The organism is Erythrobacter dokdonensis DSW-74 (genome assembly GCF_001677335.1).
GTDB lineage: Bacteria > Pseudomonadota > Alphaproteobacteria > Sphingomonadales > Sphingomonadaceae > Erythrobacter > Erythrobacter dokdonensis.
The window spans coordinates 1-23409 of the sequence record NZ_LZYB01000010.1 but is presented as its reverse complement, the minus strand read 5'-3'; the positions used below and the strand labels follow the sequence as shown (position 1 = coordinate 23409).

Annotated in this window: 24 protein-coding genes; 5 read left to right on the top strand and 19 right to left on the bottom strand. The window is 64.0% G+C overall.

The features are described from left to right. A partial coding sequence (locus tag I603_RS14185) for an OmpA family protein (RefSeq protein ID WP_157090877.1) occupies positions 1–409 on the top strand: 409 nt, incomplete at its 5' end. Between the two features lie 287 nt (positions 410–696). Here I603_RS14185 and I603_RS14180 read toward each other — a convergent pair. From I603_RS14180 to I603_RS14905, 7 genes are all read right to left on the bottom strand, one after another. Next, a complete protein-coding gene (locus I603_RS14180; RefSeq protein WP_084440144.1) occupies positions 697–2343 on the bottom strand; it encodes an MFS transporter in 1647 nt (548 codons plus the stop codon). Between the two features lie 48 nt (positions 2344–2391). Next, positions 2392–3090, bottom strand: a complete 699-nt coding sequence (queC, locus tag I603_RS14175) for a 7-cyano-7-deazaguanine synthase QueC (RefSeq protein WP_068865901.1) — start codon at positions 3088–3090, stop codon at positions 2392–2394. Positions 3091–3134: 44 nt separating this feature from the next. Then, positions 3135–3566, bottom strand: coding sequence for a hypothetical protein (locus I603_RS14170; RefSeq protein WP_068865900.1), 432 nt, complete (start codon positions 3564–3566; stop codon positions 3135–3137). Between the two features lie 73 nt (positions 3567–3639). Beyond that, positions 3640–4530, bottom strand: coding sequence for an Hsp33 family molecular chaperone HslO (hslO, locus tag I603_RS14165; RefSeq protein ID WP_068865899.1), 891 nt, complete (start codon positions 4528–4530; stop codon positions 3640–3642). Positions 4531–4596: 66 nt separating this feature from the next. Next, positions 4597–5547: an ornithine carbamoyltransferase gene (argF, locus tag I603_RS14160; protein WP_068865898.1), complete on the bottom strand. Its 951-nt coding sequence runs from the start codon at positions 5545–5547 to the stop codon at positions 4597–4599. After that, positions 5544–6743, bottom strand: a complete 1200-nt coding sequence (locus I603_RS14155) for an aspartate aminotransferase family protein (protein WP_068865897.1) — start codon at positions 6741–6743, stop codon at positions 5544–5546. Before I603_RS14155 ends, argF begins: the two co-directional genes overlap by 4 nt. A 143-nt stretch (positions 6744–6886) precedes the next feature. Continuing rightward, positions 6887–7630 carry a cold-shock protein gene (locus tag I603_RS14905; RefSeq protein ID WP_068865896.1) on the bottom strand — a complete coding sequence of 248 codons (744 nt, stop codon included), beginning with the start codon at positions 7628–7630 and terminating at the stop codon, positions 6887–6889. 271 nt (positions 7631–7901) lie between these two features. Here I603_RS14905 and I603_RS14145 point away from each other — a divergent pair, with 271 nt between their 5' ends. The 4 genes from I603_RS14145 to I603_RS14130 are packed head-to-tail and all read left to right on the top strand — an operon-like array spanning position 7902 to position 11328. Beyond that, entirely contained in the window at positions 7902–8333 is a 432-nt protein-coding gene (locus I603_RS14145; protein WP_068865895.1) for a TIGR01244 family sulfur transferase, read from the top strand. A 10-nt stretch (positions 8334–8343) separates the two neighbouring features. After that, entirely contained in the window at positions 8344–8760 is a 417-nt protein-coding gene (locus I603_RS14140) for a hypothetical protein (RefSeq protein WP_068865894.1), read from the top strand. Continuing rightward, positions 8753–9715 carry a sterol desaturase family protein gene (locus I603_RS14135; RefSeq protein ID WP_068865893.1) on the top strand — a complete coding sequence of 321 codons (963 nt, stop codon included), beginning with the start codon at positions 8753–8755 and terminating at the stop codon, positions 9713–9715. Before I603_RS14140 ends, I603_RS14135 begins: the two co-directional genes overlap by 8 nt. A 23-nt stretch (positions 9716–9738) precedes the next feature. Continuing rightward, on the top strand, positions 9739–11328 hold the full coding sequence (locus tag I603_RS14130; RefSeq protein WP_068865892.1) for a GMC family oxidoreductase: 1590 nt from the start codon (positions 9739–9741) through the stop codon (positions 11326–11328). Between the two features lie 252 nt (positions 11329–11580). Here I603_RS14130 and I603_RS14125 read toward each other — a convergent pair whose 3' ends face one another. The 12 genes from I603_RS14125 to I603_RS14070 form a co-directional block, all read right to left on the bottom strand. After that, positions 11581–12900, bottom strand: coding sequence for an ammonium transporter (locus I603_RS14125; protein ID WP_232305411.1), 1320 nt, complete (start codon positions 12898–12900; stop codon positions 11581–11583). A 35-nt stretch (positions 12901–12935) separates the two neighbouring features. Then, positions 12936–13274 (bottom strand): P-II family nitrogen regulator, encoded by a 339-nt coding sequence (locus I603_RS14120; protein ID WP_068865891.1) that lies wholly within the window; start codon positions 13272–13274, stop codon positions 12936–12938. Positions 13275–13461: 187 nt separating this feature from the next. Beyond that, positions 13462–14019 carry a pyridoxamine 5'-phosphate oxidase family protein gene (locus I603_RS14115; protein ID WP_068865890.1) on the bottom strand — a complete coding sequence of 186 codons (558 nt, stop codon included), beginning with the start codon at positions 14017–14019 and terminating at the stop codon, positions 13462–13464. Positions 14020–14029: 10 nt separating this feature from the next. Beyond that, positions 14030–14899, bottom strand: a complete 870-nt coding sequence (locus I603_RS14110; RefSeq protein WP_068865889.1) for an alpha/beta fold hydrolase — start codon at positions 14897–14899, stop codon at positions 14030–14032. A gap of 62 nt (positions 14900–14961) precedes the next feature. Next, positions 14962–16482, bottom strand: a complete 1521-nt coding sequence (locus tag I603_RS14105) for a peptide chain release factor 3 (protein WP_068865888.1) — start codon at positions 16480–16482, stop codon at positions 14962–14964. 21 nt (positions 16483–16503) lie between these two features. Next, the gene (gene pheT / locus I603_RS14100) at positions 16504–18894 is read right to left on the bottom strand and encodes a phenylalanine--tRNA ligase subunit beta (RefSeq protein ID WP_068865887.1); all 2391 of its coding nucleotides are present in this window, start codon (positions 18892–18894) and stop codon (positions 16504–16506) included. Continuing rightward, on the bottom strand, positions 18891–19991 hold the full coding sequence (gene pheS, locus I603_RS14095; RefSeq protein ID WP_068865886.1) for a phenylalanine--tRNA ligase subunit alpha: 1101 nt from the start codon (positions 19989–19991) through the stop codon (positions 18891–18893). The genes pheT and pheS overlap by 4 nt, the downstream gene beginning before the upstream one ends. Before the next feature lie 87 nt (positions 19992–20078). Further along, positions 20079–20978: a helix-turn-helix domain-containing protein gene (locus I603_RS14090; RefSeq protein ID WP_068865885.1), complete on the bottom strand. Its 900-nt coding sequence runs from the start codon at positions 20976–20978 to the stop codon at positions 20079–20081. A gap of 112 nt (positions 20979–21090) precedes the next feature. Continuing rightward, positions 21091–22014, bottom strand: coding sequence for a helix-turn-helix domain-containing protein (locus I603_RS14085; RefSeq protein ID WP_068865884.1), 924 nt, complete (start codon positions 22012–22014; stop codon positions 21091–21093). A gap of 131 nt (positions 22015–22145) precedes the next feature. Continuing rightward, positions 22146–22505 (bottom strand): 50S ribosomal protein L20, encoded by a 360-nt coding sequence (gene rplT, locus I603_RS14080; protein WP_068865883.1) that lies wholly within the window; start codon positions 22503–22505, stop codon positions 22146–22148. 49 nt (positions 22506–22554) lie between these two features. Continuing rightward, positions 22555–22758 carry a 50S ribosomal protein L35 gene (gene rpmI / locus I603_RS14075; RefSeq protein ID WP_068865903.1) on the bottom strand — a complete coding sequence of 68 codons (204 nt, stop codon included), beginning with the start codon at positions 22756–22758 and terminating at the stop codon, positions 22555–22557. A gap of 221 nt (positions 22759–22979) precedes the next feature. Next, positions 22980–23409, bottom strand: a 430-nt coding sequence (locus I603_RS14070) for an OmpA family protein (protein WP_157090876.1), incomplete at its 5' end; no start/stop codon positions are given.

The following is a 23409-nucleotide window of genomic DNA, read 5'->3' as shown; positions in this document are numbered from 1 at the left end:
CCCGCCGCCGCCGCCGCCTCCCCCGCCGCCGCCGCCGCCGCCGCCGCCGCCTGCGCCGTGCAACACCGGCCCGTACATCGTGTTCTTTGACTTCGATAAGTCGGACATCACGGCCGAGGCTGCGACGATCCTCAACAATGCGGTCACGGCCTATGCGAACTGCGGCACCGCGAGTGTTATGCTTGCCGGTCACACCGACCGTGCCGGTACCGTGAAGTACAACATCGGCTTGGCCGAGCGTCGTAACGCATCGGTGCGGAGCTACCTCACGGGCCGTGGCATCCCCGATGGCCGCATCACGAGCGAAGCCTTCGGTGAAAGCCAGCCGCGCGTTCCGACCGCAGACGGTGTGCGCGAAGCGCAGAACCGCCGCGTTGAGGTGACTTACGGCCCGGGTTCGGGGATGTAAGCCAACATCTCAGGTAACCATTGAAGAAGGGGCCGGAGCAATCCGGCCCCTTTTTTGCGCGCCGCTCAGATACCGGCTCCAACGGGGAAGAGCGTGGCAGGCATTTAAAGCACCTGAGATCTCTCGCATCACACAAGAGTTGCTCACGTTGTACGAAATTGTAGGTCCGGATCTTGGGCTATGCCTGCACAGCTACGGGTAACAGATACCTCGGTCGCCCCCGTGCCGAACCCATGGAGCATTTATCGCTCAAGCACGCCTGCTGGTAACCACCAGCAAGGCTTGGCTCAAAGCGGAACCTCTCCAGCGGCCTGCGCCCGTTCAGCGATGGTGGCAGCAGCTTTCGGGACAAGACGGATGGCAGCCAAAAGCAAAATCAGGCCGATTGGAGTAATCCATAGCGTCGCCAACACACCTCGTGACAGGTCGCCCCCGCTTGCAGCCGAAACGTAGCCGGCGAGATAGGGCCCCAGCGCTAGACCGACTAAGGTAGTCGCGAGAAAAAATGTCGCAGTAGCCGTGCCCCTCATTCGCGGCAGAACCAGAGATTGGCTCGTCGCTGCGGCGGCCCCCAGCGCGGACGCTGCCAATGCGCCGACGACGACGTTGAGGACGATGAAAAGCGTCCAGCTTTCAGTCGTATACTGGATTACAGCAAAGGGGATCGGGCTGAGCAAGCCAAACAGGATCACCCAGACCCGGCCTGAAGGGGTTCGTTCCAGCAAGACATCAGCAAGGCGGCCACCTAGCACCACACCCAGAAAGCCGCCAACCGCACCTCCCCCACCAAGAAAAAAGCCGAGCGAGGTCTTGGAAACACCCTCGAACGTGCGCTCTGCGTATGGTGCGCCCCAGTACGAAGCGGAATAGGCCATGAAAGCCACCGTACCATATCCGAGAATCGTACAGAGAAACGCAGGGGATCCCCATGTCAGTGCGAATGTCGGATAATCGCGCACTCGCAATGCTGCCGCCCAGCAAAACACCGCATAATACCCGATCGCAAGCAATAGCCACTGATCGGTTATGGGCGGGAAGGCGAACCCGATCGCATCTCCGAGAGAACCCAGGATCACTCCTTCGCCCGAACCCAATATGACCGTAAGCCCACGTGCCACGGCAAGCGCGGTAATCAGAACGACGATATTCAACAGGAGACTCTTCCAGCCGCGCGCGGCAGCACCAAGAAACGTGAAACCGGGAATGATGGTATAGAGCTCGCGGACAAAACCGCGGAATGGATGGGGATCTTCGGCGGTGGTCAGTCCATCAATCGCGCCCCTGACCGGCTCGCGCAGGCTCGCGACCCATAGGGCGAGGAGCAGCCCCGGCAGGCCAACTGCGATAAAGGCAGCCTGCCAACCGGCCAGCCCAAAAACCGGATCGCCGGCAGGGTAGGCCTTGTTCCAGCCATCAACGATGACCCCGCCGATAGCCAGAGACACACCGCCCCCGATGTATAGCCCCGAGCTGTAGATCGCCAGAGCCGTCGCCCGAAGGCGCGCGGGAAACCAATCCGAAATCAGCGAATAGGCTGAGGGGCTCGCCGTCGCTTCCCCAACTCCAACGCCGATCCGTGCGACTGATAGCGTCGCGGCATCGCGCGCGAAGCCGGAAAATGCGGTCATCGCCGACCACAGTCCAAGACCGAGAGTCATCAGTCTTACGCGTTTCCAGCTGTCCGCAAGACGACCGAGAGGAATGCCGAAAAGAGCATAGAAGATCGCGAACGCGGTACCGTAGAGGAAGCCGAGATAGGCATCATCGACGCCCAGATCAGCCTTGATGTCGTTCGCAAGGATCGAAAGAATCTGGCGGTCGATGAAGTTCAGCACATAAACCAGCACCAGGACGCCGAGCGCGTACCAACTATAGGCGGGCACTGGCTCGCTTTCGCGGCTTTGGCTCTGCACCGCGCTTGGTTCCTCACTCAAGGATGATCCCCTGTCCCGTTTGTTCGTGCCTGACTGCCGGCGGTCAGCCTAGTCGCGGTATCTCGTGCTATCGGCAATGCCGGCTTCCGCAAAACCCTTTTTCCGGAGACGGCACGAGTCGCAGAGCCCGCAGGCCAAGCCCTCCGGCGTCGGATCGTAGCAAGACCAGCTCCATGACGGATCAAGGCCGAGACGCGCGCACTCCCGAGCGATATCGGCCTTCGTCATGTATTGCAGCGGAGTGTGAATCGTAAACGGGGCTCCCTCGACCCCGGCCTTCGTACCGAGCCGCGCCGTCTCGGCGAAGCTCGCGATGAACTCCGGGCGGCAGTCGGGATAGCCGGAATAGTCTAGCGCATTGACCCCAATGAACACGTCGCGCGCACCTGCGGCTTCTGCACAAGCTGTCGTGAGGGCAAGAAAGACGAGATTACGCGCCGGGACATAAGTCACAGGAATATCTTCACCCAATCCGGCTTTGGGTACATCGATTGCATCGGTCAGTGCGGAGCCACCGAATGTGCGCAGATCCAGGGCAATCTCGGCATGGCGAACCAGGCTGAGGCGCTGCGCGATGCGGCGCGCTGATGACAGCTCTAGGCGGTGACGCTGGCCATAATCCACGCTCAAGGCATGAACCGCAAAACCCTGTTCCTTGGCAAGCGACGCCGTAACCATGGAATCGAGCCCACCCGACAGTAGAACGACCGCAATGGGGGCGGATGAAGCTTGCTCGGGAGCAGTCATGGCGCGGCCCTATCACGCCTTATGATAAAGGCAATCCGCAAGCCCTAGCAGGATCCTGTTCGGCGGGCCTCAGCTACCAGCTGGAACGGCAAGCCGCCCTCAATACCCTGGCTTTCGAGCTGGACCAGCGTTGGCGTCTCGCGACGGATACTGGTGCGGCCATAACCGTTGCCAGGGCACGTATATTGCACTGTGACCTTGGTGGCGCCATCCTCGACCAAGAACTGGCTGCAGCCGGCATCCCGGTGCCGCAGCTGGACAAGTTCCTGCCCGGTGCGCAGGCAAATCTTGCGATCGCTCGCCCCATCCCGGAACTTGATCGTCCATGCGCCTTTGGTCAGGGTCCGGAACATGGCCGGCCCACTGTTCTGGGCGACCACTGGTATTGCCGCAAGAGTGAGCGTGGTGGCGGCAACACAGCTGACCACGATAGCCCTGACATCACTGATCGAAAGATGATTCATGGCTGCCTTCATGCCGATGTTTTTGGCTATTGGCTTGGCGAAATTGTCAAGCCGGGGCTCAGGTCACCGAATTTTGGACGAACAGCTACACCGCCAACTCGAAAAGGCGAGAACAGAAAGCACAATCGACAACTACGATTCCTTTCTCGTTGCGCATCGCCTGCTGTTCTTCCGGGGGAAAACGCGCGATGATCGTGGCATAGTGCTCGGCGCTGCAACGGCATCCCCGCGAAAGAGCAGCTCCGGACTGGACGCGCACTTCATCCTCTTCATGAAATAGCCGCCATGCGATCGCCTCCAGCGACAAGCTGGGATCGAGCAGTTCATCGTGGCTAATCGAGCCAGCCATAACAGCAACGTGTTCCCAATCGGGATGATCCATCCGCACGTGGAGACGTTCACGGCCTTCCTCCCCGTCGGCGAGATGCTGCACCAGCAATCCGGCCGCAGACCGGCCACCAGCGCCTGCGCGGCTGGCCACACGGATCAGCGTCGGGATCTGTTCGGATTGGCTGAAATAGACTTGGCAAGCCTCCGCCAGACTATTGCCTTCAAGCGGTACGATCCCCTGATAGCGCTGACGCCCCTCGGTCTCGAAGGTGATCGCGAGATAGCCCTCGCCGAACAAAGCCGCCAGCGAGGGATTGGCGCCAAGCCCTGCCAAGCGCTCGGCATCGAAGTCGCAGTAGCCACGCAGCGCACCGCCGCGGTAGTCGCATACCAAGAGGCTTACGGTCCCACCATTGGTCTGCGCCTGCATGGTCATCTGGGACTGTTCGCCCTTGAGCAGGCCACCCATTAGGGCGCCCAGCACAAGCGCTTCGCTCAGAAGGTGGGTGATTGGGGCCGGATAATCATGAGCCGACAATACTTGCTCGAGCACACCATCAAGCCGGACAGCTCGCCCGCGCGCATTACGACCGGGCAGCGTGAAGCCCATGAGCTTGTCGGAATATGTCTCGATCGTTTCAAACATGCGCTGCCATATGGGGACTGAGGACGGCTAACGAAAGGCCTACGCCACTAGCCCGCGCCTCCTGATTCAGATGCCAAGCAGCCCGAAGCTCCATAACAGCACCGATTTCTGGGCGTGGATGCGGTTTTCCGCCTCGTCGAACACGATGGATTGCGGGCCTTCGAACACATCCTCGCTGACCTCGTCGCCGACATGGGCGGGCAGGCAGTGGAGGAACACGGCATCGGGCTTGGCCAGCGCCATCAGCGCGGTGTTGACCTGGTAGGGCACCATTGCCGCCTTTTTCTCGGCTGCATCGGCCTGACCCATCGAAATCCACGTATCGGTGACGAGCACGTCAGCTCCGCGCGCTGCGGCGTGTGCATCCTGCGTCAGGGTCACTACCGACCCGCCCGCGCGCGCCAGTTCGACGAATGCCGGATCGGGCTCGTAACCCGCAGGCGTCGACACGCGGACGTTGAACTTGAACAGCCCGGCCGCCTCGAGGATCGAGTGCAGCACGTTGTTCCCATCGCCAAACCACGCGACTTCGAGACCGGGCAGCGCCTTGCCGTGCTCGATCACCGTCAGCAGGTCGGCAACGATCTGGCAGGGGTGTGACCGGTCGGTCAGGCCGTTGATCACCGGCACGCTGGCATGGGCTGCCATTTCCTCGATCTTCGTGTGATCGTCGGTGCGCAGCATGATGGCATCGACCATTCGGCTCAGCACCCGCGCGGTATCGGCAATGGTCTCGCCCCGCCCCAGCTGGCTGGACCCCGAATCGAGGATTAGCACGCTACCCCCGAGCTGGCGCATCGCGATGTCGAAGCTGACGCGGGTCCGGGTCGAATTCTTCTCGAACACCAGCGCCAGAACGCGCCCGGCGAGCGGGGCATCGGCATCAGCCACCCCCTTGGGCTTATCCACCCGCGCTGCCTTGCGATCGATCGCGTCTGCAATCATTGCCGCGATATCATCCGCCCCGGCATCCCCGAGATCGAGAAAATGGCGGACCGCGCCTGCCCCGCCGGTCATGCCGGTTCGGGCACCTTGAAGCTCGCAGCCCCTGCCGAAAGCTTGTCAAAGAACTCGTCGATCTCGGAATCGCCGATCACAAGCGGCGGGATGATGCGGATCGTGTTGTCACCCGCAGCCACGGTCAGCAACTGATGGTTGTCGCGCAGGTGGACGAAGAACGGGCGGCTTTCCATCTTCATCTTGAGGCCGAGCATCAGCCCTTTGCCGCGCACGAGTTCGAACAGTTCGGGATAATTCCCGATGAACTGTTCAAGGCCCTTGCGCAGGCGTTCACCCTTCTCGGTCACGGCGGCGAGGAACTCCTCGTTGGCCACCGCGTCCATCACCGCCATGCCCGCCGCCATCGCCAGCGGATTGCCGCCATAGGTCGATCCGTGGGTGCCGAAAGTCATCCCGCGCGCAGCCTTTTCGGTGGCGATGCAGGCGCCGAGCGGAAAGCCGCCGCCGATGCCCTTGGCGGTGGCCATGATGTCGGGCGTGATCCCGTAGTGTTCGTAGGCATAAAGCTTGCCGGTGCGCGCCACGCCGCACTGCACCTCGTCGAGCACCAGCATCAGATCATGCTCGTCGGCGAGCGCGCGCAGGCCAGCCATGAATTCCTGCGAGGCCGGACGGATCCCTCCCTCGCCCTGGATCGGCTCGACCAGGAACCCCGCGGTCTGCGGCCCGATCAGCGCCTTGGCAGCTTCCAGATCATCGAAGGGCGCATATTTGAATCCGGCGAGCAGCGGCGAGAAGCCGTGGTGCATCTTCTCCTGATTCGAAGCCGAAATGGTCGCCATCGTGCGGCCGTGGAAGGCGTTGTGAAAGGTGATCAGCTCGAAGCGGTTCTTGTCCCCCGCTTCGCCGGCATTCTGGTGATAGGCGCGCGCAGTCTTGATCGCCGCCTCGACCGCTTCGGCCCCGGAATTGGTGAAGAACACCGTGTCGCCAAAGGTGCTGTCGACCAGCATCTGCGCCAGCTGCTCGCCTTGCGGACTGCCGTAGAGGTTGGAGACGTGCATCAGCGTCGCCGCCTGCTTCTGGATGGCCGAGATCAGCCCCTCGTGCGAATGGCCGAGCAGGTTGACCGCAATCCCGCTGGCGAAATCGAGATAGCGGGTGCCATCCTCGTCGATCAGGTGGCAATGCTCGCCGCGCACTGGCCGTACGCCGCAACGCGGATAGACGGGCATGAGCGCTGGTATAGACATCGGTAGAAATCCTGATTTGTGAACGCTTGGGGGAAACGCAAATGGCGGCCCCGCAACAGAGCCGCCACCCGCAATTTATTAGGCCTCCCGTACCCGAGCGTCAAATCGCGCAGGCGCAGGGAAAGGCCCCGATGAGACCTTTGTCAGCCCTCGACCGGAACGAGGTTGACCGCCGAGTACTTGCCGCGCCGGTCGACTTCGAGATCGAACTCGTAGCGCTCGCCCTCGTTGATGCTGGACAGGCCGGAGCGTTCCACTGCGCTGATGTGCACAAAGGCATCAGGCTGCCCATCGTCGCGAACCAGGAAGCCGAAACCCTTCATCGCGTTGAAGAACTTGACCGTGCCTTTGGTGCGCTCTCCGGTCAGCTCGCGCTGGGGCGCCGCAGGTTTCTGCGGTGCGGCGATCACGTCACCGACGATCTGGAGATCCTGCGCGGACACCTTGCCGCCCCGGTCGACCAGATTGAATTGCAGTTCCTGCCCTTCAGCAAGACCTTCGAGGCCGGCGCGCTCGACCGCGCTGATGTGCACGAACACATCCTCACCGCCGCCTTCCTGCTGGATAAAGCCGAAGCCCTTCTGGCTGTTGAAGAACTTGACGATGCCCTTGCCGGTTCCGACGACCTGCGCGGGCATGCGGCTGAAACCGCCGCCTCCGCCGCCGCCGCCGCCACGCGGACCGCCGGGGCCGCCACGCGGAGCGCCTCCGCCGAACCGGTCACCGCCGCCACCGCCGAACCGGTCACCGCCGCCGCCAAATCGATCACCACCGAAGTCACGCGGGGGCGGGAAACCGTCATTCCCGCCACCAAACGGATCGAAACCATCTTCGCCGAAACCGTCGCGCTTGTCGCGGCCGCGCCGGCGTCCCCTATCATAACCCATAAATCAGAACGTACCTTGCCACACTGCCCGTCCTCCAATGTGCCGGAGGCCTGGACAGAAAGCCGCACCGGTCACAGACGCACCGGACATCGGGCCCAGAGCAATCTTGAAGGCAGCATAGCGCACAAAGAGTTGCTTTGCGAATGATTTTACCGGAACCCGCGATGAAGCAATCCGCATGCGTCGGGTCCGGGGTGCAGGGACGCTTGTGCAATCAGGCGCGCAAGGGCATCACGCGGTCTATCGACACCGCACGGCGCAGGATTTGGACATGAGCGAATTTCGCAAACTCACCGAAGATATGATGGTTAGCCCGCAGCTTGCGCTTGAGGACGTAGCTGCTGCAGCGGCAGCCGGCGTGGCGGTGATCGTCAACAATCGCCCGGACGGCGAGGACCCGTTTGCGCCGCAGGGCGCCGATATCGCTGCGGCGGCAGCCGCGGCCGGACTCAATTACATAGAGATTCCGATAGGCCATACAGGCTTCAGCGAGCCGCAGGTCGATGCGATGATTGCGGCGCTGGACCAGTCTGACGGACCGATTCTCGCCTATTGCCGCTCGGGCACCCGATCCACCTTCCTGTGGGCGCTGGCTGCGGCCAAGCAGGGCGAAAACCCCGACACCATCGTGCGCACCGCGATGCAGGCCGGTTATGACGTCAGCCCGATCCGCCCCATGATCGACATGCTCGCCGCGCGCTGAGAGGTCGCCCGTGGAGACCCCGCCGCTGGTGCTCCAGACCGCAGGGTCGCTGGTCGCGATTCTCGCGCTGGCAGGACTGGCATGGTGGCTGAAGCTTGGCGGCGCGCCGCTGCTCGACAGCGACGAGGCCGTGCGCCGCGCTGCCCATGAGGCAGAGGATGGCTTTGCCCCGATGGCAATTGCCCGCGACACAGGCGGATTGTCGGCACTGGCGCTTGATGATGCGGGCAGAATCATGGTGATCAAGCGCCATGGCAACCGCTTTGCCGGGCGTGTGCTTGGCCCCAATTCACGGGCGATGTGCGAAGGCTCCAGCCTGGTCGTCGATTGCGGCGAAGCGCGCTTCGGAGCCGTCGTGTTGTCACTGCCCGATGCGCAGGCTTGGGCGGACGCGATCAATCGGCTAAACGGGTGCGGTCATGCCTGACTTCTCGCCGACCGAATACGCCGTACCCTTATTCGTCATTGCGGTGCTCGCCGAGATGATCTGGGCAAAGTTCCGCGCGCCCGAAACCTACGAGGCCAAGGACACCCTCGTCAGCCTCGCATTCGGCCTGGGCTCGACTGTGGCAGGTGCGCTGCTGGGCGGCTTTGCCCTGGCGCTGTTCATCAAGACTTACGACTGGCGCGTCTTCGACTTCGGGCCGGAATGGTGGGCGGTATGGTGGGCCTGGCCGGTCTGCTTCGTGCTCGACGATCTCAAGTATTACTGGGTTCACCGCGCCGGGCACCGCATCCGCTGGATGTGGGCGGCGCATGTGAACCACCATTCCAGCCAGCACTACAACCTTTCGACAGCGCTCAGGCAGACATGGACCGGCTCGCTGACCTTCGGTTTCCTGTTTGCCGTACCGCTGGTGCTGCTCGGCTTTCATCCGGCGATGATCGCGATCTGCGGCGGGTTCAACCTCATCTACCAGTTCTGGATCCACACCGAGGCGATCAAGCGGATGCCGCGCTGGTTCGAGGCGGTGATGAACACCCCTAGCCATCACCGCGTCCACCACGCCACCAACCCGCGCTATCTCGACCGCAATTATGCGGGTGTGTTCATCATCTGGGACAAGCTGTTCGGCACCTTCACCCCCGAGGTTGACGACGAGCCGATCCGCTACGGCATCGTGAAACAGCTCGGCAGCTTCAATCTCTTGTGGGCGGTCTTCCACGAATGGATCGGAATGATTGCCGACATCTGGCGCGCCCCATGGCGCCACAAGCTGTCCTACCTGCTGCGCGAACCCGGCTGGAGCCACGACAACAGCCGCGATACCTCGGACATGATCCGCGCGCGCTGGTTGGCTCGCACCGGGCAGGACAGGCTACCTGCATCTATGTCAGTAGCTGATCGAAACCGGATTGCAGACGCTGGCGAAGCTGCCTAGTCTCCCCGCCAAAGGGAGAGATCATGGAAAGTTTCGACACCATCGTCATTGGCGGTGGCAGTGCCGGCAGCGCTGTCGCCGGACGCCTCGCGGTCGACGGCACACGACGGGTGTGCCTGCTTGAAGCAGGCGGGCGCAACGACAACGTCTGGATCAAGACGCCGGGCTTCATGCCCTTCATCCCCGAAAAATCGAACTACCGCTACGAGACCGTACCGCAGAAAGGCCTGAACGGCCGCACCGGATACCAGCCGCGGGGCAAGGGCCTGGGCGGTTCCTCGGCGATCAACGCAATGGTCTATATCCGCGGCAACCGCTGGGATTACGACAACTGGGCCGCATCGGGATGCACCGGCTGGGCCTATGACGACGTGCTCCCCTACTTCAAGCGCGCCGAGGCGAACGAGCGCGGCGGGGATGACTGGCACGGCGATGGCGGCCCGCTGTTCGTGTCGGACCAGACCGCCGCCAACCCCGCAAGCCACGCCTTTGTCGAAGCCGCAGCAGAGCTGCAACTGCGCACCAACGCCGATTTCAACGGCGAACGGCAGGAGGGGTTCGGCCTGTATCAGGTGACCCAGCGCAAGGGTGAACGCTGGTCGGCGGCGCGAGCTTATGTCGAGCCGATCCGTGATTCCGGCAATTTCGAGGTGCGCACCGATACCCTGGTCGAAAAGCTGCTGATCGAGGGTGGACGCGTGACAGGGGTGCAGGTTCGGCGCGGGGGCACGAGCGAGACTTTGCTGGCGCGTCGGGGTGTCGTCCTGTCGGCAGGTGCGTTCAATTCCCCGCAGATTCTGATGCTGTCCGGCATCGGCCCGGCAAAGCACCTCAAGGCCCACGGGATCGAGGTGGTGCTGGATCGGCCCGCTGTCGGCAGCAATCTGCAGGACCACATCGACTATGTCTCCGGCTGGGAGACGGCCAGCGATGTGCCGATCGGCAGCACGCTCAAGGGCACGCTGCGCATGGCCGCCGCGATCATCGAGCACCGCCGCAAGCGCACCGGCGTGATGACAACGCCCTATGCGGAAGCGGGCGGGTTCTGGACGGTCATGCCCGATAGCCCCGCCCCCGACGTGCAGTGGCATTTCGTCCCCGCGGTGCTGGAAGATCACGGGCGCGAGAAGGTCAAGGCGCACGGCTTTTCGCTGCATGCCTGCGTGCTTCGCCCGGAGAGTCGCGGGACGGTGCGGCTGGGCTCGGGCGACGCCGCGGCGCCGCCCGTGATCGACCCCAATTTCCTCGATGACGAGCGCGACATGGCTGTGCTGCGGGCGGGCGTACGCCTGTCGCACCGCATCGCCGAGGCGCCCGCGTTGCAGGCCTTCGGGCCGAGGGACCGCCATCCCGTCGACCTCGACGACGATGCCGCGCTCGACGCGCTGATCCGCGAGCGGGCGGACACGGTCTATCACCCGGTCGGCACCTGCCGCATGGGGGCGGATGCCGATGCGGTGGTCGATCCGAGGCTGAAGCTCAACGGGCTCGAGGGCCTGTGGGTGGCCGACGCCAGCGTGATGCCCAAGATCGTCAGCGGCAACACCAATGCACCGAGCATCATGATCGGCGAAAGGTGCGCCGACTTCGTTATGGAAGCCGAGCGGGGATAGACCCCAAACCCCGGACAGTCGCGCTGTAACGGCCTGAAAGGCCGCAAGGGGGACCGCCCGCCAGCAGGCGCCCGGAGCGAAGCGGAGGAACAGCGCCGAGGACGACCCCGCGGAGGCGGGGTCACAACAAAAAAAGGCCGGAGAGCTTTCGCTACTCCGGCCATATTCAGTTTGTTCGTTCGCAGGAGGAACAAGGTGAGGCGGGGGAAGGGGAGAGGGAGAGAGAGGTTCCTCCCCCCGCCAAACTGATGATTAGTTGTAGGCGCGCTCCCCGTGTTCGGAGATGTCGAGCCCGTTGACTTCGCTCTCTTCGTCGACCCTGAGGCCGATGGTCGCCTTGACGAGGAAGCCCGTCACGAGGGTGCCGATCCCGGCCCAGCCGATGGTGACCAGCACGCTGAAAATCTGAACCCAGAGCTGCTCGCCCAGCGGGGTCGAACCGTCGCCGGGGCCACCGAGGAAGGGCTGGTAGACCACCGCCGTGCCGATCGCGCCGACAATGCCGCCCACGCCGTGGATGCCGAAGGCGTCGAGCGAATCGTCGTAGCCGAACTTGGCCTTCACCTTGGCGACGAAGACGTAGCAGACCGCCGAGGACAGGATGCCGAGCAGGATCGCGCCGAACGGACCGGAATTGCCCGCCGCCGGGGTTACCGCGACCAGCCCTGCAATGATCCCCGAGCAGAAGCCCAGCGCCGAACCCTTGTGGCCCGCTGCCCGCTCGATCACCATCCAGGCAAGCCCGCCTGCCGCCGTGGCGACGAAGGTGTTGATCATCGCGAGACCCGCCGACCCGTTAGCCTCAAGCGCCGAACCGGCGTTGAACCCGAACCAGCCCACCCACAGCAGGCCCGTGCCGACCATGGTCAGCGTCAGGCTGTGCGGCGGCATCGGCTCGGACGGAAAACCGCGACGCTTGCCGAGCAGGTAGGCGAGCACCAGACCCGAAACACCGGCATTGATGTGCACCACCGTGCCGCCAGCGAAATCGAGCGCACCGTCGGCAAACAGCAGCCCGCTTGCGCCGGCATCGCCGCCATCGAACCACACCATGTGCGCGATCGGGAAATAGACGATCGTCAGCCAGATCGGCACGAAGGCCATGACCGCGCTGAACTTCATCCGCTCCGCGGTCGCACCCAGGATCAGCGACGCGGTGATCGCGGCGAAGGTCATCTGGAAGCTGACGAAGACATATTTGCTGATGACTTCGTCCGAGAAAGTTGCCGCGGTGCTAGAAAGGTCTGTGCCCGCGAGGAAGTAGCTCCCGCCGCTCACAAACCAGCCCAGCGGCTCGGGATAGGCGGTGTCGCCGAAAGCGAGGCTATAGCCCCACATCACCCAGATGATCATGGCGAGCGAAGCGGTCGCGCCGATCTGCGTCATGGTCGATAGCATGTTCTTCGAGCGGGTGAGGCCGCCATAGAACAGCGACAGGCCCGGCAGGATCATCAGCAGAACCAGCAGGGTGGAGGTCATCATCCAGGCATTGTTGCCCGGATTGGGAACAGCAGGAGCAGCGGCCAGCGCGGGCGCGGCGAGCAATGCCGTTCCGGTGGCGAGGGCGGCCAAGCGAAGGAAAATGCGGTTCAAGGTCCCTGTCCCCCTCAAAGTGCGGTTTCGCCGGCTTCGCCGGTGCGGATGCGGGTTGCCGATGCGAGATCGAGCATGAAGATCTTGCCGTCACCGATCGATCCGGTGCTGGCGGTCTGCTGGATGGTCTCGACCACCTGCGCGGCGATTTCGTCGCTGGCGGCGATTTCGAGCTTCACCTTGGGGAGCATGTTGGTGGAGTATTCGGCGCCGCGATAAATCTCGGTCTGGCCCTTCTGGCGACCGAACCCCTTGACCTCGGTCACGGTCATTCCGGCAACACCGATGCTGCCCAGCGCCTCGCGCACTTCATCGAGCTTGAACGGCTTGATGATGGCGATGATGAACTTCATTCATGCCCCCTGTCGGGCCGGACCATTCCGGCTGCCAGGGATCTGCAACAAGCGTGCCATTTTCGCGTAACGCGATTGCAGCACGGATTCCGGGCAGATTCTTCGCGCCTGCGGTAAAATTGCTGCCTAGGCTTTAATCAAATGATTAGAAATTAGGCAGGGGTTGCCCGCATAGGCCTGCCGCGAATTACGCGCCGGGGATGTAGCGGTCGCTGGCGCGAGTCGGCAGGCCGTCGATGCTGCGGGTGCGCTTCGCGGTCTTGGCCGCCCAGTTTTCGGGGTCGGCCTGGCGGTGATATTTCACCAGCGTCTCGCGCTCCGCCTCGAGCGTCATCAGCGGCACGCCCCAGCCGCAGCTTGTCTGCACGCTCTCCACCGCGATGTCGAAGATCTGGCGCGTGCCGGGCAGCAGGGTGAAATGCACCGCCAGTTCGTCCCATTCGGCGTCCTGCGGCAACACCGGCACGCCCCGGCCATAGACCCTGAGGATCAGCGCGGGCTGACGGAAATTGCAGAACATCAGCGTGATCCGACCGTCGGCGGCGAGATGGGCGTGCGTTTCATTGCCCGACCCGCCCAGATCGAGCCACGCCATCCGCCCCGGCCCCAGCACCCGCACCGCATCATAGCCCTTGGGGCTGAGATTGATCCGCCCCTCCGCCGCAGCCGTGGCGACAAAGAACACCGGCTGGGCGGCGATCATCGCGATGTGGTCTTCGGTGAGGTGGTCGAAGAATTCGGACATGGCCGGCGCCTTACAGGAAATCGCGCAGGGTGGCGATGAAGCGGTCGAACTGGTCGTGGTGCAGCCAATGACCTGCCTGTTCGAACTCGATCACCTGTGCGGTTTTGAAGTGGGCGATCCGCCCGTCCTTCGCCGGGTTGGAGGCCCAGCTATCCGCCCCGTAAAGCAGCAGCGTCGGACAGGTAATCGCACCCCACAGCGCCTCGATGAATTCATCGCCGATATCCTCCACCGGCCAGACGTTGAGGTGCGGATCGAACTTCCAGCTATAGGTGCCGTCCTCGTTGCGGTTGACGCCATGGACCGTCAGATGCCGCGCCTGTTCCTCGGTGAGGTAGGCGTTCTCCTCGAGCATGCGGGCAAAGGCGGCCTCGATGCTTTCATACTTGCGCGGGGTGCGCCCGGCGGCCTTGCGCTTCTTCTCGATCCATTCGGCGAGCCGTTCGGGATAGGGCACGGCGCGCTGCTTTTCGCGCCATTCGGGCGAGGGGCCAAGGCCCTCGATCGCTACCAGCTTGGTCACCATGTCGGGAAAGGCCCCGGCATAGCGCAGCGCCACATTGCCCCCCATCGAATGGGCTACCATCCGCACCGGGCCGACGCCCAATTGGTGCACCAGCTGGGCGAGGTCATAGACCATGTCGGCCGCCGAATAGACCCCGTCCGAGACCCAGTCGCTATCACCGTGGCCGCGGTGATCCATGGCGATGACGTGATAATCCTCGCGCAGCGCCTCTGCGGTCCAGTCCCAGCTGCGCGCATGATCGCGCCCGCCGTGCACCAGCACCAGCGGCGGCTTCCCGCGCCCGCCCCAGTCTTCGTAATTCAGACGAAGGCGCTGCGAGATGAAGGTCTGCGAAGTGGGTCCGGTATCGTGCATGGACTTGCCATGCCGCGAAGCTCGGCCTGCCGCAAGCCCAGCACTCCCCCTCGCGCTCCCCCCTACCGCTCCTTCGTGGCCGAGAAGGTCAGCTCGGGGTTCTTTTCGACCTGATAGCTCACGTCCCACGGGCTCTTGGCCATGAACACCATGTCACCGTCCCGGTCGCGGGCAAGGTTGGCGCGGTTGAAGCGGGCGAATTCGTCGAGCGCGCGTGGCTCCCCCTTGACCCAGCGCGCGGTGGCGAAGGGCGAGGGTTCAAGCACGGCTTCGACCTTGTATTCCGCCTCCAGCCGCGAAATCAGCACTTCAAGCTGGAGTTGCCCGACCACGCCGACGATATGGGCCGAGCCGATCTCGGGGTAGAACACCTGAATTACGCCCTCTTCGGAAAGGTCGTCCAGCGCCTTCCTGAGCTGCTTGGTCTTGGTCGGATCCTTCAGCTGCACCCGGCGCAGGATTTCCGGCGCGAAGTTGGGCAGGCCGGTGAAGCGCACCTGGTTGCGCTCCGACAGGGTGTCGCCCACCCGCAGCGTGCCGTGGTTGGGAATGCCGATGATGTCGCCCGCTTCGGCGGTGTCGGCCAGTTCGCGGTCCTGCGCAAAGAACAGGATCGGGGAATGGACCGCAATCGGCTTGCCCAGCCCTGACGGGGTCAGCTTCATGCCGCGTTTGAAGGTGCCCGACACCTGCCGCATGAAGGCGATGCGGTCGCGGTGGTTGGGGTCCATGTTGGCCTGCACCTTGAAGATGAAGCCGGTAACCTCGTCGCGCTCGGGGCTGATCTGCTCTTCGCCTGCGGGTTGCGGGCGCGGAGGCGGGGCCCATCTGGCAATCGCGTCGATCAGTTCCTCGACCCCGAAATTCTTGAGCGCCGAGCCGAAGAATACCGGCGTCAGGTCGCCGTTGCGATAGGCGTCGAGGTCGAAAGCCGGATAGCCCTCGCGCACCAGTTCGATTTCCTCGGCCAGCTCGTCCGGCAAATCGCCCAGCGGTTCGCGCCGCCCGCGATATTCGCGGCTGTCGCCTTCCGGCTTCGCCACGGTGTTGTCGGCGAAATCGAGCACACCGGTGAACAGCCCGCCCATACCCAGCGGCGCGCTCTGCGGGCTGACGTCGAGCGCCAGCGCATCGGCGACCTCGTCGAGGATCTCGAACAGCGAACGGCCCTCGCGGTCAACCTTGTTGACGAAGGTGATGATCGGGACATTGCGCAACCGGCAGACCTCGAACAGCTTCCTGGTCTGGCTTTCGATCCCCTTGGCAACGTCGATCACCATCACCGCGGAATCGACGGCCGTCAGCGTGCGATAGGTATCCTCCGAGAAATCCTCGTGGCCCGGCGTATCGAGCAGGTTGAAGGTGATCCCGTCTTTTTCGAAGGTCATCACCGAGGATGTGACCGAAATGCCGCGCTGCTGTTCGATCTTCATCCAGTCCGACCGCGCACGGCGCGCTTGCCCCCGCGCCTTGACCTCACCGGCCAAGTGGATCGCGCCGCCCTGCAGCAGCAGCTTTTCGGTCAGCGTGGTCTTGCCAGCGTCAGGGTGCGAGATGATCGCGAAGGTGCGGCGGTTGGACATGGTCTTTCGGTCCGTGCGGGGTCAGCCGCGCAGTTCCGCCCCCAGCTTGGCCGCAGCCGCAACGACACTGTCGGCAATCGCCTTCAGGTCGGACTCGGTGAAGCTCTTCTCGCCGGGCTGGAGCGTGACCTCGATCGCGATCGACTTCCTGCCCTCGGGCACGCCCTGCCCTGCGAAGACATCGAACACACGCGCAGCCACGATGCTCGCCTTGTCCGCACCTTGCACCGCACGCACGAGATCACCCGCCGCCAGAGCCTGCGGCACCAGGAAGGCGAAGTCGCGCGTTACCGTCTGGAGCGCGGGCGGCGTGAAGCCGGGGCGCGCGAAGGCAGCATTCTTCTTCGCTGGAATGGCATCGATGAACAGTTCGACCGCCGCCACAGGAGCGTCCATGTCAAAGGCCTTAAGCGTTGCCGGATGCACCATCCCGAAGCGTGCCAGCACCACTTTCGGGCCAAGCCGCAGGGTCGCCGACTGGCCGGGGTGAAACTGCGGGCCCGCTTCTCCCATCACCATCAGGTTCGCCACCGGCGCGCCTGCGACCTGGAGCAAATCAAGCGCCAGCGCCTTGGCGTCAAAGGCATCGAAAGCCTTCGCCTTGCCGCTTTGCCAATTGCGCTCGGCCCTCTCGCCGGCAAGCACGATACCCAAAGTCGGTCTCTCGTCGCTCAGCCCGTTTCCGCCGCGAAAATAACGCCGCCCGATCTCGAACAGCCGGGTGGCATCGGCGCCGCGATCGGCGTTGCGCTTTGCAGCCATCAAGAGGCCCGGCAGCAGCGAGGGGCGCATCGCCTTCAGATCCTCGCTGATCGGATTGGCGAGCACCCACAGATCCTCCCCGTCGGAAGCGAAATGATCCGCCGCCCGCTCGGGCAGGAAGGACCAGATTACCGCCTCGTTGAGACCGCTTGCCGCCGCTGCACGACGCAGGCTGCGTTCGAGCATCTGTTGCGCAGTGGCGGTCGGGCGGGCGACGCCCTCAATGCGCGGCAGCGCCACACTGGCGACCTTGTCGAGCCCGTGGATGCGCACGACTTCCTCGACCAGATCGGCCGGCCCTTCGAGATCGTGGCGCCGCAGCGGGCAGGTGACCTGCCAATCGCCGCCGACCGCGAAGCCGAGACTTTCGAGAATGCGCTTCTGCTCGGCCTCCGGCACCTCCACCCCGCCGAGGCGGAGCGTCAGGCCGGGATCGAAGACGATCACCTTGGCGTCAGCCGGCGGCGAACCGGCGCGAACGACTTCGCTGGGCTGCCCGCCTGCGAGCTCTACGATCAGTCCGGTGAGCAGATCGAGACCCTCGTCCAGAAACTCCGGATCAACGCCCCGCTCGAACCGCGTGCGCGCATCCGAAGCGAGGCCCAGCTTTCGTCCGGTCGCGCCGATGCGCGCCGGATCGAAATAGGCGATTTCGAGGAGCACGTCGGTGGTCGTCTCGCTGACCCCCGAATCCTCGCCGCCCATGATGCCAGCGATATCGTGCACCTGGACGTCGTCAGCGATCACGACCATGTCGCTGTCGAGCGTGTAGGTCTTCTCGTTGAGCGCCAGCACCTGTTCGCCTTCCTTGGCCCTGCGCGCCACCACCGCGCCTTGCAGCTTGGCGAGGTCATAGACGTGCGCAGGACGCCCGAAGCCGAGCATCAGGTAGTTCGTCAGATCGACCAGCAGCGAGATCGGGCGCTGGCCCGCGCTCTTGAGCCGCGCTTGCAGCCAGTCGGGCGAGGGGCCGTTCTTAACACCCGTCACCACGCGGCCATAGAAGGCGGGGCAGCCCTCGGGATCATCGGTGCGGATTTCCACCGGGCAGGCGCCCGCCGCGCTGAAGCCCGGCATGGCAATCGCCTTCAATGTGCCCAGCCCCTTGGCCGCCAGATCGCGGGCAATCCCGTAGACACCCATGCAATCGGGCCGGTTGGGCGTGACCGCAACCTCGATCACCGGCGAAGCGCCGTGATAGCTGGCAAAGTCCGTTCCGACCGGCGCATCATCGGGCAGTTCGATAATGCCGTCGTGATCCTCGCCCAGTTCGAGCTCGCGGACCGAACACATCATGCCATTGGACTCGACGCCGCGGATCGCGCTCTTGCGAAGCACCATGCCGTTGGCGGGGACGGTCGCTCCGGGCAGGCCCAGCACGCCCTTCATCCCGGCGCGCGCATTGGGCGCACCGCACACCACCTGCAACGGATCGCCCTCGCCGGTATCGACCGTGAGCACCTGCAGCTTGTCGGCATCCGGGTGGCGCGCCGCGGTCAGCACATGGGCAACGCGGAAGCCCGCAAGCTTTTCGGCCGGATCCTCGACGCCCTCGACCTCGAGCCCGATGGCGTTGAGGGCGTCGCAGATCTCCGCCACGCTTGCGTCGGTATCAAGGTAATCCCTGAGCCAGGTCAGCGAGAACTTCATGCGCGTGCTCCTACGCCGGCCGACAGGGTCGGCTGGTCGAACGGGCTGAACCCGTAATGTCGCAGCCAGCGCGGATCGCCGTCGAAGAAGGCGCGCAGGTCGTTCATCCCGTATTTGAGCATCGCGATGCGGTCGATCCCGAGGCCGAAGGCGAAGCCCTGCCATTCCTTGGGATCAAGCCCGGCAAACTCCAGCACTCTGGGGTTGACCATCCCGCTGCCACCCAGCTCCATCCACGCATGGCCCGGCGCATCGCCGTGCCCGCCGACAACACGGCGATTGCCCTCGACCGAATATCCGACGTCGACCTCGACGCTCGGCTCGGTGAACGGGAAATATGAGGGGCGCAGGCGCAGGGTGATATCCTCACGCTCGAAGAAGGCCTTGAAGAAGGTCTCGAGCGTCCACTTGAGATGGCCGAGGTGAATGTCGCGGTCGACCACCAGCCCTTCGACCTGATGGAACATCGGGGTGTGGGTCGCATCGCTGTCCGACCGATACACGCGACCCGGAGCAATGATGCGGATCGGCGCGCTCTGGGCGATCATGCTGCGGATCTGCACCGGCGAGGTGTGGGTTCTGAGCAATATCTCCCGTCCCTCAGGGGTGCGGTCGGGGAAATAGAAGGTGTCGTGCATCGCCCGCGCGGGATGGGTTTCATCCATGTTGAGCGCGGTGAAATTGTGCCAGTCGTCCTCGATCTCCGGACCCGTTGCGACCGCAAAGCCGAGGTCGGCAAAGATTTCCGCCAGCTCGTCCATCACCTGGCTGACCGGATGCACCGAGCCCCTGGGTGCGGCGGGCGCGGGCAGGGTCAGGTCGATTGTCTCGCGCACCAGCTGCGCCTCGAGTTCGGCGGCCTCGAGCGCCGCCTTCTTCGCCTCTATCGCCTCGGCGATCTCGGTGCGGGCGGCCTGGATCGCCGGCGCTGCCGCGCTGCGTTCGTCCGGGCTCATCTGCCCCAGCGTCTTGAGGGCAAGGCTTACCCAGCCCTTCTTGCCGAGGGCAGCAAGGCGCTGCTCCTCCAGCGCTTCGAGGCTGGTAGCACCGGCAATCGCGGCAAGCGCGGCCTGTTTCTGGGAATCGAGTTCGGTCATGACCTGTCGTATCGGGCTGGCGGAGTGTGCGCGGGCGTCCGCTAGCGGCAAATCGCGCATTTTGCAAAGCACCTGTGGGCAGGCGCGCTATGTCGCCCCCGCGCCGGTCGGGCGATGGAGTCCCTGCAACGGCACACCGGCAAGCGCCATGCGCGCCCGTGCCGATGCGGCAAGGAAGGGCTTGTCGAGCTTGGCATAGGCCGAAGGGCTCATCCCCATGAAGCGCCGGAAGTCGCGCACGAAGTGCGACTGGTCGTGATAGCCTGAATCGAGCGTCCCGAGCCACTTCAGCGAGGGATCGACCATGAAGCGCGCAAGGCAGCGAAGAAAGCGCTGGCGACGCAGCAACAGCTTGGGAGGGAAGCCGAATGCCCGCTGCGACAGCCGTTCGAGCGAGCGGACATTCATGTCCAGCCGCCCGGCCAGATCAGCGACCGCGACCAGTCCCGGATCCAGCAGTGCCTCGGTCAGTGCGGCGATCGCCGGATCAGCGGGTTGGATATCCGCGAACAGCGCGGCCATGTGCTCCTCGATCAGCGCAAGCTCGACGGCATAGTCACCATCACTCGCCGCCAGCGCATGGGCCAACGGCACCAAGCGGGCGAAGGTCGGATCGGCGTAGCCGTCAACAATGCGGTCGGCATAGTCGCCAGCCTGCGCGTTGAACAGCGTCGCCCACCCTGCGGGCATGATCCCGATCCCCCAGCTTCGACCCGAGCGCATCCGGAAACGCGCGGCGCGGCTGGTGGCTCCGGTCACGACGAAATCGGGGCACCGCTCGAGTTCGCCAGCGCCTATGACCGAATAGGCCTCGGTATGCAGCAGGAAGCGCAAGTTGGCCCATTCGGGATGAAGGTAGTCCTCCAGCCATTGCTGGCGAGGGGAGCAGACCGCATCGGTACAGTAATAGGTGGTGACATAGGCACGAAGCGGCTCTCCCGGAAGGGCGAAGCGCACATTGACCAAAGACCCCGAAGCGGCGTGCATTGCCTGCTTCCCCCAAGACCGCATAGGAAACATGAACATGCCGCTCCTTTGCGTCGGGATGCAAGTGGGAGCATACCCGTATCGGGCAGATTTCCCGAAGGAGAGGCAGCGGTCAGGCTGTTTCGGCTGGCGGATCGAGGGTCTGGGCCGCACTGCCCCAGACCCGCGCCCTGGCTTCCATGAACGAGGTCAGGATCGGGTGGTCGAGCGCTGCATATTCGCTCGGATTCATGGTCATGAATTCGCGGAACTCGCGGGTGAACTGGGCCTGGTCGTGATAATGGTCGTCCATCGCATCAGTCCAGCGACGGCCACGCTGCAGCATGAAGGTGGTAAGGCTGCGCATGAACCGTTGCCGGCGCATCAACAGCTTGGGGGAAAAGCCGAAATAGCGCATGCAGATGCGCTCCAGCGTGCGGATGCTCATCGCGCAGGCATCGGCCAGATCATGCACGGCGGAATGGTCCCCGCTCACCAGCGCGGCATGCACCCGCGTGATCCGGGCATCATCGCGAGTAGGCTGCATCGCCTGCGCCATCGCGGCGATGATTGCGGAATGCTGCTCCTCGGCCGTGGCTTCGGGGTCGCACAAGGTTTCGGAAAGATAGGCAAACGACCGGAAGGCGGGATGACTGGCTCCGTCGCAAACGAGGTTGGCGCAGCTGCTGGCCTCGGCATCCATGAACCGTGCCCAGCCCAGAGGCAGGAAGCCGATCCCCCACATGCGTACCGGCCCGAGATTGAAGCGGCATGGCAGCGAACTCGGCCCGGTACCCACAAAGCGCGCACCTGACACGCGCGACCCGCCAATCTCGGCTTCGGGAGTGCTCCCGCAGAAGAAGCGGAGATTTCCCCATTCGGGCTGGAGATGGTCGCTCAGGCGCGCCCCTTCATCGGCGAGATCGAGCGACAGGTGGTAGAAGGTCGTGAAGCACCCGTCGAATATGGCCGGCGCTTCCTGGAAACGGGCCGTCAGCCGGTACTCCGCGGGTGCGTCTGCGCCGTCGGGTGCGCTGTTATCCGGATTGTCCCCCATGCAATGCATGATGGCGCAATTGGCGCGGTTCTACAAGGTTTCTGTCGGCTTCATACAACCGGTACGAAAAAAGGCGGGCCTCCCGCAGGAGCCCGCCCTTGTCCGGATTGGTGGCAGGTGTGCGCCGCCCCTTAAGCGGGCAGCGCAGCCTTGGCCTGCTGGATCACCGCCTTGAACGCACCTTCCTCGTTCATGGCGAGATCGGCCATCGCCTTGCGGTCGAGCTCGATGCCGGCCAGCTTGATGCCGTGCATGAACTGCGAATAGGTGAGGCCTTCCATGCGGACGGCCGCGTTGATGCGCTGGATCCACAGGGCGCGGAAGTTGCGCTTCTTCACCTTGCGGTCGCGGTAGGCGTACTGGCCGGCCTTTTCGACCGCCTGACGGGCGATGCGTATGGTGTTCTTGCGGCGACCGCGATAGCCCTTGGCCTGGTCGAGAATCCGCTTGTGCTTGGCGCGGGTGGTAACACCGCGTTTGATGCGAGGCATATCAGTATATCCTTATCTTGAGGACGCGTGGGCCGTCAGGCCGCTCGCATCAATCGAGGCCGTAGGGCGCCCAGCGCTTGATGGTCGGGGTGTCGTTTTCCGACAGGACCGAGGTGCCGCGGTTGGTGCGGATATACTTCGCATTATGGCTGATCAGGCGGTGACGCTTGCCAGCGACGCCGTGCTTGACCTTGCCGGTGGCGGTGATCTTGAAGCGCTTCTTCACACCGCTCTTGGTCTTCAGCTTGGGCATTTTCATCTCCTGTTCGAGACACGTCGGAACCGGCCCTGGCAGCCCTTGTCGCCAGGCTGGCTGATTGATTCGTGTCGGTGAAGTGCGCGCGCTTAGGCGGATGAAGGACGAAAGGCAAGGGCCTGGTCGCATGGCCTATCGGGTTGTGCAGCCAAATGCCCCACGAAAAAGGCCGGGAGAAATTCCTCCCGGCCTTCTCGTGGCTTCATGCCGGAAAGAGACTACATGCCCGAGCCCGGGCCGTAGGTCACTTCCACACGACGGTTCTGTGCTTCACGAACGCCGTCGTCGGTCGGAACGCGCGGCTGGGCCTCGCCGAAGGCCTCGCTGGAAATGCGCGCATCGGGAATGCCGCGACCGGTCATGTAGCTCCGGACGCTCGCATTGCGGCGTTCTGCCAGCCCGACATTGTAGGTCGCCGAACCCGAACGATCGGTATGGCCGGCCAGCATCACGCGGGCATTGCCGCAGTTCGAATAGGCCGTGATTGCGCCGTTCAGGATCTGCGTGGCTTCGGCAGTAAGATCGGCACTGTCGAACTCGAAGAACACGATATGTGGCCCGGTATTGCACGCAACCTTCGGCGGCGGAGGCGGCGGAGGCGGCGGCGGAGGGGGCGGAGGGGGCGGCGGCGGAGGCGGCGGCGGCGGA

Coding starts and splice junctions, on each gene's coding strand:
- I603_RS14905 (WP_068865896.1), bottom strand. CDS start 7,630: ATGGGTTATGATAGGGGACGCCGGCGCGGCCGCGACAAGCGCGACGGT.
- I603_RS14130 (WP_068865892.1), top strand. CDS start 9,739: ATGGAAAGTTTCGACACCATCGTCATTGGCGGTGGCAGTGCCGGCAGC.
- I603_RS14115 (WP_068865890.1), bottom strand. CDS start 14,019: ATGTCCGAATTCTTCGACCACCTCACCGAAGACCACATCGCGATGATC.
- I603_RS14090 (WP_068865885.1), bottom strand. CDS start 20,978: ATGCACGCCGCTTCGGGGTCTTTGGTCAATGTGCGCTTCGCCCTTCCG.
- I603_RS14145 (WP_068865895.1), top strand. CDS start 7,902: ATGAGCGAATTTCGCAAACTCACCGAAGATATGATGGTTAGCCCGCAG.
- argF (WP_068865898.1), bottom strand. CDS start 5,547: ATGACCGGCGGGGCAGGCGCGGTCCGCCATTTTCTCGATCTCGGGGAT.
- I603_RS14155 (WP_068865897.1), bottom strand. CDS start 6,743: ATGTCTATACCAGCGCTCATGCCCGTCTATCCGCGTTGCGGCGTACGG.
- queC (WP_068865901.1), bottom strand. CDS start 3,090: ATGACTGCTCCCGAGCAAGCTTCATCCGCCCCCATTGCGGTCGTTCTA.
- pheT (WP_068865887.1), bottom strand. CDS start 18,894: ATGAAGTTCTCGCTGACCTGGCTCAGGGATTACCTTGATACCGACGCA.
- I603_RS14170 (WP_068865900.1), bottom strand. CDS start 3,566: ATGAAGGCAGCCATGAATCATCTTTCGATCAGTGATGTCAGGGCTATC.
- I603_RS14085 (WP_068865884.1), bottom strand. CDS start 22,014: ATGGGGGACAATCCGGATAACAGCGCACCCGACGGCGCAGACGCACCC.
- I603_RS14110 (WP_068865889.1), bottom strand. CDS start 14,899: ATGCACGATACCGGACCCACTTCGCAGACCTTCATCTCGCAGCGCCTT.
- hslO (WP_068865899.1), bottom strand. CDS start 4,530: ATGTTTGAAACGATCGAGACATATTCCGACAAGCTCATGGGCTTCACG.
- I603_RS14135 (WP_068865893.1), top strand. CDS start 8,753: ATGCCTGACTTCTCGCCGACCGAATACGCCGTACCCTTATTCGTCATT.
- I603_RS14120 (WP_068865891.1), bottom strand. CDS start 13,274: ATGAAGTTCATCATCGCCATCATCAAGCCGTTCAAGCTCGATGAAGTG.
- pheS (WP_068865886.1), bottom strand. CDS start 19,991: ATGACCGAACTCGATTCCCAGAAACAGGCCGCGCTTGCCGCGATTGCC.
- rplT (WP_068865883.1), bottom strand. CDS start 22,505: ATGCCTCGCATCAAACGCGGTGTTACCACCCGCGCCAAGCACAAGCGG.
- I603_RS14105 (WP_068865888.1), bottom strand. CDS start 16,482: ATGTCCAACCGCCGCACCTTCGCGATCATCTCGCACCCTGACGCTGGC.
- rpmI (WP_068865903.1), bottom strand. CDS start 22,758: ATGCCCAAGCTGAAGACCAAGAGCGGTGTGAAGAAGCGCTTCAAGATC.